Source organism: Faecalibacterium sp. AF28-13AC (assembly GCF_003478405.1).
Taxonomy (GTDB): domain Bacteria; phylum Bacillota; class Clostridia; order Oscillospirales; family Ruminococcaceae; genus Faecalibacterium; species Faecalibacterium prausnitzii_E.
On sequence record NZ_QUFG01000001.1, the window covers coordinates 291926 to 307080 of the forward strand.

A 15155-nucleotide genomic window follows, 5' to 3' on the forward strand; every position below is an offset into this window, starting at 1 on the left:
TGGCGCCGCCGCACCTTTTTTGGTACGTAGGTAAATAGAAGGAGATAGAGATCATGGATAAGGCAAAGCGTAAGGCAATCATTGCAGGCAACTGGAAGATGAACAAGACCGCTTCGGAAGCAGCCAAGCTGGTGGACGAGCTGATCCCCGCCGTCAAGGATGCTTCCTGCGAGGTCGTCATCTGCACTCCGTTCACCGATCTGGTGACGGCTGTGGAAAAGACCAAGGGCACCAACATCCATGTCGGTGCAGAGAACGTCCACTTCGAGAAGTCCGGTGCGTTCACCGGTGAGATCAGCGCAGAGATGCTGGTGGATCTGGGCGTGGAGTACGTCATCGTCGGCCACTCCGAGCGCCGCCAGTACTTTGCAGAGACCGACCAGACCGTCAACAAGCGCGCTCTGGCTGCGCTGAACGCGGGCCTGAAGGTCATCATCTGCGTGGGCGAGAGCCTGGAGCAGCGCGAAGAGGGCGTGACTGAGGAGCTGGTCCGGATGCAGACCAAGATCGCTCTGCGCGATGTCACCGCAGAGCAGATGGCCAACGTCGTCATCGCGTATGAGCCCATCTGGGCCATCGGCACCGGCAAGACCGCTACGGCAGACCAGGCAGAGGAAGTCTGCGGCCAGATCCGCAAGGTCATCGGTGAGGTCTACGGCGAGGCCGTGGCCGAGGCGACCACCGTGCAGTACGGCGGCAGCATGAATGCAAAGAACTGCGAAGAGCTGCTGAGCAAGAAGGACGTCGATGGCGGCCTGATCGGCGGCGCTTCCCTGAAGGCTCCGGATTTTGCAGTCATCGTCAACGCTGCGACCAAGGGCTGAGAAACAGAGCTTCCCCCGCATCGCACACTGCCTTTTACAAATCACCCCAGCGCCCGGCCGCGCCGTTTGCAAGCGCTGAAGCCGGGCGCTTTTTAGTTCAAAATCAAAGGAGATACCATTTATGTCCAAGAAACCCGTAATGCTCTGCATCATGGACGGCTTTGGCTGGACCCCCAACGAGACCTACGGCAACGCTGTGGCCGCCGCAAACAAGCCGTTTATCGACTCTCTGATGGCAAAGTACCCCATGACCACCATCGACGCTTCCGGCATGGCAGTCGGCCTGCCCGACGGCCAGATGGGCAACTCTGAGGTCGGCCACACCAACATGGGCGCAGGCCGCATCGTTTATCAGCAGCTGACCCTCATCACCAAGTCCATCCGGGACGGCGAGATGCTCAAGAACCCGGTCCTCGTCAAGAACATGAAAGCTGCCATCGACGCAGGGAAGGCCATCCACCTGATGGGCCTGGTCGGCACCGGCGGCGTCCACAGCCACGCCGACCACTGGTTCGGTGTGCTGGAAATGGCCAAGCACATGGGTGCCAAGGAGGTCTATCTCCACTGCATCACCGACGGCCGTGATACCGACCCGCACTCCGGCAAGGGCTTCCTGGCCGACCTGCAGGCCAAGCTCGATGAGCTGGGCATCGGCAAGATCGCCAGCGTCTCCGGCCGTTACTACGCCATGGACCGCGACAACAACTGGGACCGTGAGGAGAAGGCCTACGCGGCATTTGTCTACGGCGAGGGCGGGCAGTATGCCAACGCTGCAGAGGCGATCGAGGCATCCTATGCCAACGACAAGACCGACGAGTTCGTTCTGCCCTGTGTCACCTGCGAGGGCGGCCGTGTGCAGGACGGCGACACCGTCATCTTCATGAACTTCCGCCCCGACCGTGCCCGCCAGATGACCCGTATCTTCTGCGATGACGCCTTCACCGGCTTTGAGCGCCGCGGCGGCCGCAAGCAGGTCCACTACGTCTGCATGGCCGAGTATGACGCCACCATGCCCAACTGCGAGGTCGCCTATCCTCCTGTGGAGCTGAAGAACGTTCTGGGCCAGTACCTGTCCGAGAACGGCAAGACCCAGCTGCGCATCGCCGAGACCGAGAAGTACGCACACGTCACCTTCTTCTTCAACGGCGGTGTCGAGGCGCCCTACGCGGGGGAGGATCGCTGCGTCATCCCCAGCCCGAAGGTGGCCACCTACGATCTGCAGCCGGAGATGAGCGCTCCGGAGGTCGCTGCAGAGTGCAAGCAGCGGATCGAGAGCGGCAAGTATGATGTCATCATCCTGAACTTCGCCAACTGCGACATGGTCGGCCACACCGGCGTCTTTGAGGCCGCTGTGAAGGCCGTAGAGGCCGTGGACGCTGCCGTCAAGGAAGTTGTCACCGCTGTGCTGGATGCGGGCGGCTGCGCCTTCCTGACCGCCGATCACGGCAATGCGGAGAAGATGAAGAACCCCGACGGCACTCCCTTCACCGCACACACCACCAATGTGGTGCCCTTTGTGGCCATTGGCTGCGGCGATGTGAAGCTGCGCGAGGGCGGCTGCCTGGCCGACATTGCGCCCACCATGCTGCCCTATATCGGCCTGCCTGTCCCCGCAGAGATGACCGGTAAGAGCATCATCGTGGAGTAAGCATTCTTTTTCGAGAAGATCTCCTGAATCACATAGCAGCGCCCCGCAGAGCCTTCTGAGAAGGTCCCTGCGGGGCGCTGCTGTTTTCATCATTAAAAGAGATCGCTGTGTGTTCCGGTTCGGGACAAAAGCAAATAGAGCTCCTCATCATAGATCTGGTAGATGAGCAGCCAGTCCGGTGTAATGTGACATTCATGAAAGCCGGAATAATCACCGACGAGGATATGGTCTCTGTACTTTTTGTCCAGCGGCTCCCCATTGGCAAGTGTTTTGATGACAGTTTCAATCAGTCGGGGGTCATAACCACGCTTTTTGACCAGCTTCATATCCTTTTTGAATCGTGAAGAAGGCTTGATCTCGTATTTCATGCCAACAGATCCTTCATCATTTCATCCACATCGTGATAGCCTTTATACTTTTCAGGATGTTTTTTCATCTCTTCTGCTTCTCGCATGGCAGCGATCGTGTCGGCATTTGGAACTTCCCGCTCAATGTTGAAGGGAATACAGTTTTCACGAATGGACTGCCGCAGAAAGATGTTGACAGCCGTAGGAATATCAAGACCAAAATCAGAGAACAGCTCTTCCGCTTCTTTTTCGACTTTTTCATCAATCGGAATATTCAAAGTTGTCATCGTATCTCCACCTCTTTCGGTTCTTGTTGAGAATGCGGACGCAACGAATGCGTCTTTCTCGTTGCTATTATATCATTTTGACGATGCTGTGTCAAACACAAAACCCCGCCGCTGAGGTCTCCCTCAAACGGCGGGGCATTTGTGTTAAAATACCGGAAAGCGGTTCAGCTTAAAGCTGGCTTTCGTACTCCTTGCGGTAGCCTTCCAGCTCGCGCTGGTTGCCATAGACGAAGTGACCGTTGGCGATCTCTTCCCAGACCGGCTTCTCCACGCTGTAATCGTGGATGGACGGATCATAAACAAGCAGCTTCTTGTTCTTCTCCAGAGAGGGGTCGGGGATGGGAACGGCGCTCAGCAGGGCTTTGGTGTAGGGGTGCAGCGGATGGAGGAACAGCTCTTCCGCCTCGGCCAGCTCCACGATACGGCCCTTGCTGATGACGGCAATGCGGTCCGAGATGAACCGGACGACCGACAGGTCATGTGCGATGAACAGGTAGGTCAGACCGCGGCTTTTCTTCATCTCGTTCAGCAGGTTCAGAACCTGTGCGCGGATGGAGACGTCCAGAGCCGAGATGGGCTCATCGGCCACGATGAACTCCGGCTGCATGACCAGAGCACGGGCGATGCCGATGCGCTGACGCTGGCCGCCGGAGAACTCGTGCGGGAAGCGGGAAGCGAACTCCGGCAGCAGGCCGACTTCGTGCAGCGCGTCCATGACCTTGTTGTGCAGGTCTTCCTGGTCTTTGTACAGGTGGTGGTTCAGCAGACCTTCAGCCACGATGTACTCGACCTTGGCGCGCTCGTTCAGGGATGCCATGGGGTCCTGGAAGATCATCTGGATCTTGCGGATGACCTCCTGGTCCAGCTCTTTGGAGATCTTGCCGTTGATCTTCTGGCCTTTGAAGAGGATGTCGCCGCCGGAGGTCGGGTTGATGCGGCAGATGGCACGACCAATAGTGGTCTTGCCGGAGCCGGACTCGCCGACCAGCGAGAAGGTCTCGCCCTTGTAGATGTCAAAATTGACATGGTCCACAGCCACAAATTTCTTTTTGCCAGAGCCAAAGGTGATCTGAAGGTCTTTCAGCTCAATCAGCTTTTCACGCTCAGCCATTTAAGTTGGAACCTCCCATCTTTCCCATTTTCTCACGAAGGTTCTGGATGGAGTGCGGGCGCTCGATCTTGGGCGCGCGCGGGTCCAGATACCAGGTCTTTGCTGCATGGGTCTCGGACACCTGGAAGAACGGAGGTTCTGCCACGAAGTCGATCGCCAGCGCATGTTTGTTGCGGGGGGCGAAAGCATCGCCATGGATCTCGTTGAACAGGTTCGGGGGAGTGCCATCCACGGTGGGCAGGCTCTCGCCCTTGGTGCCCAGCTGCGGCAGAGCCTGCAGCAGCGCCCAGGTGTAGGGATGCCATGCGTCGTAGAAGATCTCCTGAACGGTGCCGTATTCCACGATCTGGCCGGCATACATGACGGCCACGCGGTCTGCCACGTTGGCCACAACACCCAGGTCATGGGTGATGTAGATGACGGACATGCCCAACTCTTTCTGCAGATCGCGGATGAGCTGCAGGATCTGCGCCTGGATGGTCACATCCAGTGCGGTGGTCGGCTCGTCGCAGATCAGGATCTGCGGGCGGCAGGCCGCTGCAATGGCGATGACGACACGCTGGCGCATACCGCCGGAAAACTCATGCGGATACTGCTCGTAGCGGCGCTCCGGGTCGGGGATGCCGACCTTGCCCAGCATCTCAATGGCGGCCTTCTTGGCGGCTTCGCCTTTCAGGCCCTGGTGATGCTCGATGCTCTCCTGGATCTGCTTGCCGATCTTCTTCAGCGGGTTCAGGCTGGTCATCGGGTCCTGCATGACCATGGCGATCTTCTTACCGCGGACGCCAAGCCAGTCCTTTTCGGTGAACTTGGTCATATCGCGGCCTTCGTACAGGATGGAACCGCCGGTGATGGTACCGTTGGCATCCAGCATGCCCACAAAGGTCTTGGTGAACACGGACTTGCCGGAGCCGGACTCGCCGACGATGGCGAGGGTCTCGCCCTCATACAGGTCCAGCGAGCACTTGCGGATGGCGTTCAGTTTGCGGCCGCGCAGGCTAAAAGTGATCTCCACGTCTTTGGCAGAGATAATCGGTTTTCTATCCATTTACGTTTCTCTCTCCAATCTATCAAACGTGGTTGCGCGGGTCTGCCGCATCCGACAAAGCGTTGCCCATGATGTAGAACGAGATCGAGATGATGGACACGATGGATGCAGGGAAGACCAGCAGGTACGGGTAATCCAGGAAGAAGCCGCGCACCTTGCTCAGGAGCAGGCCCAGAGACGGGGTGTCGATGCCCAGGCCCAGGCCCAGGTAGGACAGCGTAGACTCCAGGTTGATGGTGCCGGGGATGGAAAGCGCCATGCGCAGGATGATGACAGAGACCAGATACGGCAGGATGTTCTTGGTCAGAACACGCCACAGCGGGGTGCCAAGGCAGCGGGAAGCGAGGTTGTACTCGCGGTCACGGAACATGAAGACCATGTTGCGGACACGGCGCGCCATGGACAGCCAGTTGATGGCGATCATCGAAATGGCCATGATCCAGAAGCTCTGACCGACCATCAGGGCGATCAGGGTCATATAGATGATATAGGGCACGTTGTCGATCAGGTTGTACAGCTCCGTGAAGAAGCGGTCCAGGCTGCGGACGTAGCCCCAGATCAGGCCGAAGATGACGCCGACGATGCTCTCGCCAACGGCAACGACCAGAGCCAGACGGATGGAGACCTGGGTGGCGTACCACACCTGGCACCAGTAGTCACGGCCGAGGTTGTCGGTGCCGAACCAGTATTCGCTGTTCGGCTTGATGAATGCCTTGCTCGTATCCGAGATCAGGGTGGTGTAATCGTACTTGCCAATGGCCAGTGCGATGAAAGAGAACACGCTCAGTGCCAGGAACAGGATCAGGCAGAAGACAGCGACCTTCTGCTTGAGGAAGTTCTGGATGACGGAACCCCAGTAGGAATAGTTGGAATAGCCGATGCGCTCGGCTTCTTCCGGAGAGTATTCGACGAAGTAGAACAGTTCGTCCTGCTTCTTGCCCTCAAAATCCGATGCCTTAGCCATCAGCGAGCTTCCTCCTTTCCGGTCAGAGTAATACGCGGGTCGACCACCATCATCAGCACGTCGCCCAGGAAAACACCCACGATGCCCAGAACGGCATACAGGATGACCAGCGTCTGCACGACGTTCAGGTCATAACGCTGGATGGCGTCGGTCAGCAGGGGGCCCATGCCGGGGACGGAGAAGAAGCGCTCCATCAGCAGAGAGCCGCCGACCGTCAGCAGGATGGACTGGGGGATATACTGCACCATGGGGACCATGGCGTTGCGCAGCACGTGCTTGAACATGATCTCGCGGGAGCTCAGGCCCTTGACACGCGCCAGTTTGATGTAGTCGCGGGTGAGCTCATCGACCATGTAGCGGCGGGTCCACAGGGCATAGCCTGCAATGGAAGCCAGCGACAGGCAGGTGATGGGCAGCACGCTGGACGCACCCACATTGCGGGTGGAGTACAGCGTGGGGAAGCCCAGGTACTTGGAGCCGAAGACCAGGACCAGCGAATACGAGACCAGAGAAGGAACTGCGTTGACGAACACGGTGTAAGCCGTGCCGATCCAGTCGAACACTTTGTCCTTGAATGCGGCCTGCAGAATGCCCATCAGCACACCCAGCACCAGAGAGATGCCGGAGGCGGTGAGGCCCAGGCGCATCGAGACGCCGAACTTTTTGCCGATGACCTTGACCACCGATGCACCGTTCTGGATGCGGCGGGATGTGCCGAAGTCCAGGTGCAGCAGATCGTTGTAGAACTTGATCAGCTGGGTGGGGATGGGGTCGGTCAGGCCGGCTGCTTCCAGAGCAGCGGTCTTCTGCTGATCGGTGAACTTCATGAGCTGTTCCTCAGTGAAGTAGTAGTCCGTCGGCAGACAGCGCATCATCAAAAAGACGGCTGTTGCGATTAAAAAGATTGTGACAAGCGACTGGAGCAGCCGCTTAACCGTGTATTTTAACATGTTATCGAACCTTTAACTTTTATTTTGGGGTGCGGTGGAAAACTCAGGCCTTGGTGGCAGCATCGAATGCAGCAGCGAACTCCTCGTACTGCTCGGTGGTGTAAGCCTCTTCGCTGGTCTCCCAGTTGACAGCCTTGTAGTTGCAGGGACCGTACATGGCGTTGATCTTGCTGTACTCGTTGGCGTGGGTCAGAGTCCAGGCCACCTCGAAGTAGCAGGGGCAGGCCAGAACGTTGTTCAGCATGCTGGCCTCAGCCTTTGCGAAGGCAGCATAGCGGGCATCGGTATCATCGACGATGGCCTTTGCGGTGTTGACCAGATCGGTGAACTCCTCGTAGCAGGCCACCAGATCCTTCTGCCAGTCAGCGGGGCCGGCCTCGACGATCTTAGCGATGTTGGAGTAGTACCAGCTGTAGTAGGCGTTGTCGTCGTGCAGGATCTCCTGACCAACGAAGTTGACGGGGTCACCGAAGTCAGCGCCCCAGCCGTTGATGACGAAGCTCTGCAGCTGAGGATTGCGGACTTCCTGGGTGATGGAGGAGACGAAGGTCTTGATGTCCAGCACGATGAAGTCATCGCCGAAGCTGTCGGTGAAGCACTGCTTCAGGACGGTTGCGCTGTCCAGAGCGGTGGAGTTGCTGGCGATGATGTAGTAAGCAGCGTGGACGGGGAAGGTGACGCCGATGGCGCTCAGCTCGTCCATAGCCTGCTTCTTCAGGTCCGCGATGTCGCCATTGTTGGCGCGCAGGCGGATCATGGTCTTGCCGTCATAAGACTCCTTGTCGAAGCCCATCTCCTTGGCGACCAGGGTGGAGTACTCCTCGCCCTTGGTGTTGTAGCAGACGCCCGGCATGGTGTAGTAGTCGTTCTCGCACTTCAGGGGGTTGATCTTGTTGGTACGTGCATACCAGTTGGTCAGCTCCAGGCCCTTGTAGAAGCACTGACGGAAGGCGGTGTTGGCGATGGCCTTGTTCCAGTTGTCGTCGGGGGTGCCGTCCTCGTTGTTCTTCTGATAGTTGAAGTGCATCTGGTAGCTGAACTTCTTGGGGCGCTTCTCGCACAGCTGCTGATTGTACTCGCTGGAAGGATCGGCCTGGATGGTGGTCAGGGTGCTCTCGCCCACATCCATCTCGTCCAGCTCACGGTTCTGATACAGCTGGAAGGTAACGGTGCCGTCGCTGATCATGGTAACGGTGAAGCGGTCGAAGCGGGACACATCGTCTGCACCATAGTAGTTGGGGTTGGGGATGTAGCTCTTGGTGTTCTGGCTGATGAACTCCTCCACCACATACGGGCCGTTGTACCACATGTTGGTGTAGTCGCAGGCACGGAAGCCCTCGATGCCCAGCTCGGTGATCAGATCCTCAGAGACGGGGTAGAAGCTGGTGTAGGCCGCCACGGTATCAAAGTACGGGCAGGGAGCCTTGCAGGTGAAGACCAGGGTGTAATCATCGGTAGCCTCAACGCCCACACCGGCGGCCAGCATATCTTCGTAGGTCAGGTCGGCAGCAGCGTCGCCCATGTCGCTGGTCTTCTGGTAGTAGTCCGCAGCGCCCACCAGAGTCTCGTTGGGCATGGAGGTGTTGTTGGCCTGGTTCTTGGCTGCGTTCAGCACCCACTCCAGACCCACGAGGAAGTCCTTGCTGGTCAGGTGAGCCTTGACCTCGCCGTTGACGTCCACCCAGTCGACATCGTCGCGCAGGTTGAAGGTCCAGACGGAGGAGTCCTCGTTGTGGCTCCACTCCTTGGCCACGGAAGGCACAGCCTTGCCGTAGCAGTCAAAGCTCAGCAGGCCCTCCCACAGGTTGGTGGTGACATTCATGTCGGAAGCCATCTGGCTGTACAGCATGTTCCAGCTCTCCAGCTCACGGTTGGTGCTCTCCCAGGAGATGAACTCCTTCAGCGGAGTAGCGCCGGTGGTGTTGGGGGCGCTGGTTGCGCCGGAAGAAGCGGCGGTGGAGCTGCTGGAGCTGCCGCCGCAGGCTGCCAGGATGCCGGCGGCACCAACAACGCCGGAAGCCTTCAGAAAGCTGCGGCGGCTGATTGCATGAGACTCGTGATTGATGTTCATTGTGTTATCCTCCCTAGAATTTTTTCCGTGCTTCGGTGCATGGTGCAGGGCACGTTGTCCTGCTTGTTTCCCACTCCTTTGCGGGAGCTTCGCATCTCCTGTACTGCTGAGGAATACAAAAGAGCGCAGATACAGACCCCTCTGTCTGTGCCTGTGCTCCTCCCGCAAAACCTTAACACGCTGATTATTATATCATTAAAAGAATAAGCTGTCAATGGAGCATGGACAGGAACCTCTTCAAAAAAGAAAGATAGACTGTGGAAAACGATGAAATATATTTGTTTTTGTCTGACGAAGGATGCAAAAAGTTTAACACTGCTTTTGAAAGACAAAACAACCGAAATTGTTCTTCACAAACGAACAGGTGTGAAACACTTTACATAATAAAAGAGCGGGAGCCATCCGCTTTGCGAACAGCTCCCGCCGGGGGAAAAGTGCTTAACTTAGAATGCGCTCAAAAACCGATCAGGCCTGGGTGGCTGCATCGAAAGCAGCGGCGAACTCCTCGTACTGCTCGGTGGTGTAAGCCTCTTCGCTGGTCTCCCAGTTGACCGCCTTGTAGTTGCAGGGGCCGTACATGGCGTTGATCTTGCTGTACTCGTTGGCGTGGGTCAGGCACCAGGTCACATCGTAGACGGTGGGGAAGATCAGGTTCTCCTCCAGGAAGTAGGCCTCAGCCTTTGCGAAGGCAGCGTAGCGTGCATCGGTGTCGTTGACGATGACGCGGCCCTCGTTGACCAGGTCGGTGAACTGCTCGTAGGCAGCCACCAGATCCTTCTGGTAATCGGCGGCACCGTTCTCGGCGATGCCCTCGATGTTGGTCATGTTGCAGCTGTAGTAAGCGTTGTCGTCGTGGACGATGATCTGGGCCAGGAAGTTGATGGGATCGCCGAAGTCAGCGCCCCAGCCCATGTGGACGAAGCTCTGCAGCTTGGGTGCCACGACCTCCTTCATGGTGGAGGAGACGAAGGTCTCGATGTCCAGCACGATGAAGTCATCGCCGAAGCTGTCGGTGAAGCACTGCTTCAGGACGGTCGCGCTGTCCAGAGCGGTGGTGGAACCGGCCAGGATATAGTAAGAGCAGTGCACCGGGAAGGTGACGCCGATGGCGCTCAGCTCGTCCATGGCCTGCTTCTTCAGGTCGGTGATGTCGCCGTTGTTGGCGCGCAGACGCTTCATGGTCTTGCCATCATACTTCTCGCCGTCCAGACCCAGCTCCTTAGCGACCAGGCTGGTGTAATCGGTGCCGTCGGTGGTGTAGCACAGGCCGCTCATGGTAAAGAAGTCGTTCTCGCACTTCAGCGGGTTGATGGGGTTGTAGCGAGAGTAGAACTTGGACAGCTCCAGACCCTTGGAGAAGCACTGGCGGAATGCCTTGTTGGCGATGGCCTTGTTCCAGTTCTCATCGGCGGTGCCGTCGGCCTTGCGCTTGTCGTAGTTGAAGATGAAGCAGTAGCTGAACTTCTTGGGGCGTTTCTCGCACATCTGCTGGTTGAACACGTTGGAAGGATCGGCCTGAATGGTGGCGATGCTGCTCTCGCCCAGATCGACCTCGTCCAGCTCACGGTTCTCGTACAGCTGCAGGCTGATGGTGCCATCGGAGATCATGGTGATGGTCAGGCGCTCAAAGCGGCTGACGTTGGCTGCATCGTAGTAGCTGGGGTTGGGGATATAGCTCTTGGTGTTGCCCTGGATATACTCCTCGACGACATACGGGCCGTTGTACCACATGGTGGTGTTGTCGCAGCCGCGGAAGCCCTCGATGCCCAGCTCGTCGAGCAGGGCGGGAGCGACGGGGTAGAAGCTGTTGTAAGCCGCCACGGTGTCGAAGTACGGGCAGGGATCCTTGCAGGTGAAGACCAGAGTGTAGTCATCGGGAGCCTCGATGCCGACACCGGCAGCCAGCATGTCCTCATAGGTCATGTCGGCAGCAGCGTCGCCGGCTGCCTTGGTCTGCTCGTAGTAATCGGCAGCGCCCACGACGGTATCGTTGGGCATGGAGGTGTTGTTGGCCTCATTCTTGTAGGCGTTCATGACCCACTCGAAGCCGACCAGGAAGTCCTTGCTGGTCAGGTGATCCTTTACCTCGCCGTTGGCATCGACCCAATCGACGTCATCGCGCAGGTGGAAGGTCCAGACGGTGGAATCGTCGTTGTGCTCCCAGCTGGAAGCGATGGCGGGCACGACCTTGCCGTAGCAGTCGAAGCTCAGCAGGCCGTCCCACAGGTTGGTGACCACGTTGGCGTCCTCAGCCCTCTGGGTGTACAGCATATTCCAGCTTTCCAGCTCCCGGTTGCCGCTCTCAAAGGAGATGAACTCCTTCAGCGGGGTGGCGCCGGTGGTGTTGGGGGCTGCGGCACCGCTGGTGGAGCCGCCGGTGCTGCCGTTGTCGGACTTGCCGCCGCAGGCAGCCAGCAGCCCAGCTGCGCCGACCATGCCTGCGCCCTTGAGGAAGCTGCGGCGGTCGAGCTTGTGAGACTCAAAATTGATACTCATGGATGGATCCTCCCAGATCTCTGGCACAGGCGGTCTGCCTGCGCTGTTTTTTCCTATTCCTGAACGAGTGTGGCCTGTCCTCCACGAAAAAATGCACAGGAAGGGCAAAAGTCGCACTCCAAATATTTTAGCACTGTATTGAAAAGAAGTCAATGTATTAAAGCAATAAATTGGAAACAAAAGGGTGACAGCCGCTTTTGCATGAAAAGCAGCAGCGGAAAAATGCAAAAGAATCCAAAGCGCCGGGGGACCGCGGGAAGCGGCAGGCTTCCAAAGAAAAAAGTGGACTGTTTTTTCACCATGGACGATTCTGCTATCTTTTTTCATAAAAACATGCTACAATAAAATGAATCTGTATCGGAATAAGGAGCAAACCATGAAAAAACTACGCGCGATGTACAAAGGCTATATGCTTCATCCCATCTTATATAAAACTGTGACCCGCACTTCCATCGTGGCTGTGCTGATGCTGCTGTGGGAGCGGTATGTCAGCGATGGAACCTTCTCCATGTGGGAGGCACCGGGCTTTCTGTGCGGCGTGGTGCTGCTCATCTGGGCGTGGGTGGACTATATGCGGCTGGACGGCCTGACCATCCACCACCTGCTCGAAGAGTTCAAGGGGATCAAGCCGCAGAAAAAGTTCCATGCCACCCGCTCCATCATGGACTATGTCGACGAGAAGATCGTCTCCTTTGAGGAGCTGGAGCCGGAGGAGCGCACCTATTGCAGTATGCTCTCCAATCTGGTGCTGGGGGTGCCGCTGGTGGTGGTGGCGCTCTGCATCAGCTTTTTATAAGGAAGGGTGCAGACCATGGAAAACCCGCACAAGCAGCTGGTGGTGGGCATCCTCGCCCATGTGGACTCCGGCAAGACCACCCTTTCCGAAGCCATGCTCTACCGCGCCGGTGCTATCCGGAAGCTGGGCCGCGTGGACCACAAGGACGCCTTTCTCGACACCGACGCGCTGGAAAAGGCGCGCGGCATCACCATCTTTTCCAAGCAGGCCCTGCTGACGGCAGGAAACACCGACTTCACCCTGCTGGATACCCCCGGCCATGTGGACTTTTCCACCGAGACCGAGCGCACCCTGCAGGTGCTCGATTATGCAGTGCTGGTCATCAGCGGCACCGACGGCGTCCAGAGCCACACGGAGACGCTCTGGCGTCTGCTGCGGCGGTATCACATCCCGACCTTCGTTTTCCTCAATAAGATGGACCTGCCCGGCCCCGGCCGGGAGGCGCTGCTGGAACAGCTCAACCATCGGCTGGGGGACGGCTTTGTGGATTTCGGGGCCGATGCGTCCGCCCGCGACGAAGCGCTGGCCCTCTGCGACGAGCGGCTGATGGAAACCGTCCTTGACAAAGGGGAGCTGACCGATGCCGACATTCTCCCGGCCATCGCCCGGCGGCATGTCTTCCCGTGCTGGTTCGGCGCAGCGCTCAGGCTGGAGGGTGTGGACGAACTTCTGGCCGGGCTGGACCGCTTCACCCGCCCGGCTCCCGCGCTGGAAGCTTTCGGCGCACGGGTGTTCAAGATCTCGCAGGATGAGCAGGGGGCCCGGCTGACCTGGCTGCGCGTGACCGGCGGCGAACTGAAGGTCAAGGCCCAGCTCACCGGCGAAGTGGACGGGGAGCCCTGGGCCGAAAAGGCCAACCAGCTCCGCCTTTACTCCGGTGCCAGGTATACGCTGGCCGAGCGCATCGGGCCGGGGCAGGTCTGCGCCGTCACCGGCCTGACCAAAGCCCGCCCCGGCGAGGGGCTGGGCGCAGAGCGGGACGGCGACCTGCCGGTCCTGGAGCCGGTGCTGAGCTATCAGGTGCTTCTGCCGGAGGGGGCTGACGTCCACGCAGCCCTCGGCAAGCTCCACCGGCTGGAAGAAGAGGAACCCCAGCTCCACGTCGTCTGGAACGAGACGCTGGGCGAGATCCACGTCCAGCTCATGGGCGAGATCCAGCTGGAGGTGCTCCGGAGCCTGCTGGCAGAGCGCTATGGGCTGGAGGTGTGCTTCGGCCCCGGCGGCATTTTATATAAGGAGACGATCACCGAGGCCATCGAGGGCGTGGGCCACTATGAGCCGCTCCGCCACTATGCCGAAGTCCACCTCAAGCTGGAACCTCTGCCCCGCGGCAGCGGGGTGCAGTTTGCGGCCGACTGCCGCGAAGAGGTGCTGGACAAGAACTGGCAGCGTCTGGTGCTGACCCATCTCGAAGAAAAACAGCACCTCGGTGTGCTGGCCGGTGCCCCGCTGACCGATGTGAAGATCACCCTCATCGCGGGCCGCGCCCACCTCAAGCACACCGAGGGCGGCGACTTCCGGCAGGCGACCTACCGCGCGGTGCGGCAGGGCCTGATGATGGCCGCGCAGATCCACAAAGCGCAGCTGCTGGAGCCGTGGTACGCCTTCCGGCTGGAACTTCCGGCCGAGAATGTGGGCCGTGCGATGAACGACATCCAGCAGATGGGCGGCAGCTTCGACCCGCCCCAGACGGCTCCGGATGGCCAGACGGCCACCCTGACCGGCACAGCTCCGGCCTCCACGATGCGCAGCTACCCGATGGACGTAGTGGGCTACACGCGGGGCCGGGGGCACCTGAGTCTGACGCTGGACGGCTACCGCCCCTGCCACAACACCGACGAGGTGCTGGCGGCCATCGGCTACGAGCCGGAACACGACCTCGACAACCCGGCGGATTCGGTCTTCTGCTCCCATGGGGCAGGGTTCGTGGTGCCCTGGGAACAGGTGCGCAGCCACATGCACGTGGACAGCGGCTGGGGCAAGACCGCCCGCCCGGCGGAAGAGGCCGCTGCCCGGCCCCGCCGGATGGCCGCCTACCGCGCCACGCTGGAAGAGGACGCCGAGCTGCTGAAGATCTTTGAGCAGACCTATGGCCCCATCAAGCGGGACCCGCTGGCCGCATTCCGCCCGACCCGGAAGACCGAGCGCCCGGATTTTGACGCCGAGCAGTGGGAGATCGCGCCCGAATACCTGCTGGTGGATGGCTACAACATCATCTTTGCGTGGGATGAGCTGAACGAGCTCTCCAAACAGAGCCTTGATGCCGCCCGCAAGAAGCTGATGGACATCCTGTGCAACTATCAGGGGTTCAAAAAGTGTGTACTCATCCTCGTGTTCGATGCCTACCGTGTGCCGGGCAGCCCCGGCGTCATCGAGCAATATCACAACATCCACGTCGTCTACACCAAGGAGGCCGAGACGGCGGATATGTTCATCGAGCATGTCACTCACGAGATCGGCAAGGGGCGGCGGGTCCGCGTGGCCACCTCCGACGGCATGGAACAGATCATCATTCTGGGTCACGGTGCCCTCCGCGTCTCGGCCCGCATGTTCCATCAGGAAGTGCAGGAGGTCGAGAAGGAGATCCGGAACTATTTGCAGGGAGAGGTGTAA

Annotated in this window: 12 protein-coding genes; 4 read left to right on the top strand and 8 right to left on the bottom strand. The window is 59.0% G+C overall.

Annotated features, from left to right (window positions below):
• Positions 1-53: 53 nt before the first annotated feature.
• Positions 54-824 (top strand): triose-phosphate isomerase, encoded by a 771-nt coding sequence (gene tpiA / locus DWY95_RS01425; RefSeq protein WP_097792639.1) that lies wholly within the window; start codon positions 54-56, stop codon positions 822-824.
• Between the two features lie 121 nt (positions 825-945).
• On the top strand, positions 946-2472 hold the full coding sequence (gene gpmI, locus DWY95_RS01430; protein WP_118551717.1) for a 2,3-bisphosphoglycerate-independent phosphoglycerate mutase: 1527 nt from the start codon (positions 946-948) through the stop codon (positions 2470-2472).
• Positions 2473-2564: 92 nt separating this feature from the next.
• On the opposite strand, the gene DWY95_RS01435 is transcribed toward gpmI, so the two are convergent.
• From DWY95_RS01435 to DWY95_RS01470, 8 genes are all read right to left on the bottom strand, one after another.
• Positions 2565-2840, bottom strand: a complete 276-nt coding sequence (locus DWY95_RS01435; RefSeq protein ID WP_118551719.1) for a type II toxin-antitoxin system YafQ family toxin — start codon at positions 2838-2840, stop codon at positions 2565-2567.
• Positions 2837-3106: a type II toxin-antitoxin system RelB/DinJ family antitoxin gene (locus DWY95_RS01440; protein ID WP_118551721.1), complete on the bottom strand. Its 270-nt coding sequence runs from the start codon at positions 3104-3106 to the stop codon at positions 2837-2839. The genes DWY95_RS01435 and DWY95_RS01440 overlap by 4 nt, the downstream gene beginning before the upstream one ends.
• Positions 3107-3275: 169 nt before the next feature.
• The gene (locus DWY95_RS01445; protein WP_118551723.1) at positions 3276-4217 is read right to left on the bottom strand and encodes an ATP-binding cassette domain-containing protein; all 942 of its coding nucleotides are present in this window, start codon (positions 4215-4217) and stop codon (positions 3276-3278) included.
• Positions 4210-5265, bottom strand: coding sequence for an ABC transporter ATP-binding protein (locus tag DWY95_RS01450; protein WP_097792636.1), 1056 nt, complete (start codon positions 5263-5265; stop codon positions 4210-4212). The genes DWY95_RS01445 and DWY95_RS01450 overlap by 8 nt, the downstream gene beginning before the upstream one ends.
• 22 nt (positions 5266-5287) lie before the next feature.
• Entirely contained in the window at positions 5288-6229 is a 942-nt protein-coding gene (locus tag DWY95_RS01455; protein ID WP_118551725.1) for an ABC transporter permease, read from the bottom strand.
• Positions 6229-7104, bottom strand: a complete 876-nt coding sequence (locus DWY95_RS01460) for an ABC transporter permease (RefSeq protein WP_243082530.1) — start codon at positions 7102-7104, stop codon at positions 6229-6231. Before DWY95_RS01460 ends, DWY95_RS01455 begins: the two co-directional genes overlap by 1 nt.
• A 118-nt stretch (positions 7105-7222) precedes the next feature.
• The gene (locus DWY95_RS01465) at positions 7223-9250 is read right to left on the bottom strand and encodes an ABC transporter substrate-binding protein (protein ID WP_118551729.1); all 2028 of its coding nucleotides are present in this window, start codon (positions 9248-9250) and stop codon (positions 7223-7225) included.
• Positions 9251-9715: 465 nt separating this feature from the next.
• Complete coding sequence (locus DWY95_RS01470; protein ID WP_118551731.1) at positions 9716-11746, bottom strand: ABC transporter substrate-binding protein; 2031 nt, start codon at positions 11744-11746, stop codon at positions 9716-9718.
• A gap of 376 nt (positions 11747-12122) precedes the next feature.
• Between DWY95_RS01470 and DWY95_RS01475 the strand changes: the two genes are divergently transcribed.
• Together DWY95_RS01475 and DWY95_RS01480 are read left to right on the top strand one after the other, a co-directional pair.
• Positions 12123-12542: a hypothetical protein gene (locus DWY95_RS01475; protein WP_118551733.1), complete on the top strand. Its 420-nt coding sequence runs from the start codon at positions 12123-12125 to the stop codon at positions 12540-12542.
• Between the two features lie 15 nt (positions 12543-12557).
• Complete coding sequence (locus DWY95_RS01480) at positions 12558-15155, top strand: TetM/TetW/TetO/TetS family tetracycline resistance ribosomal protection protein (protein WP_118551735.1); 2598 nt, start codon at positions 12558-12560, stop codon at positions 15153-15155.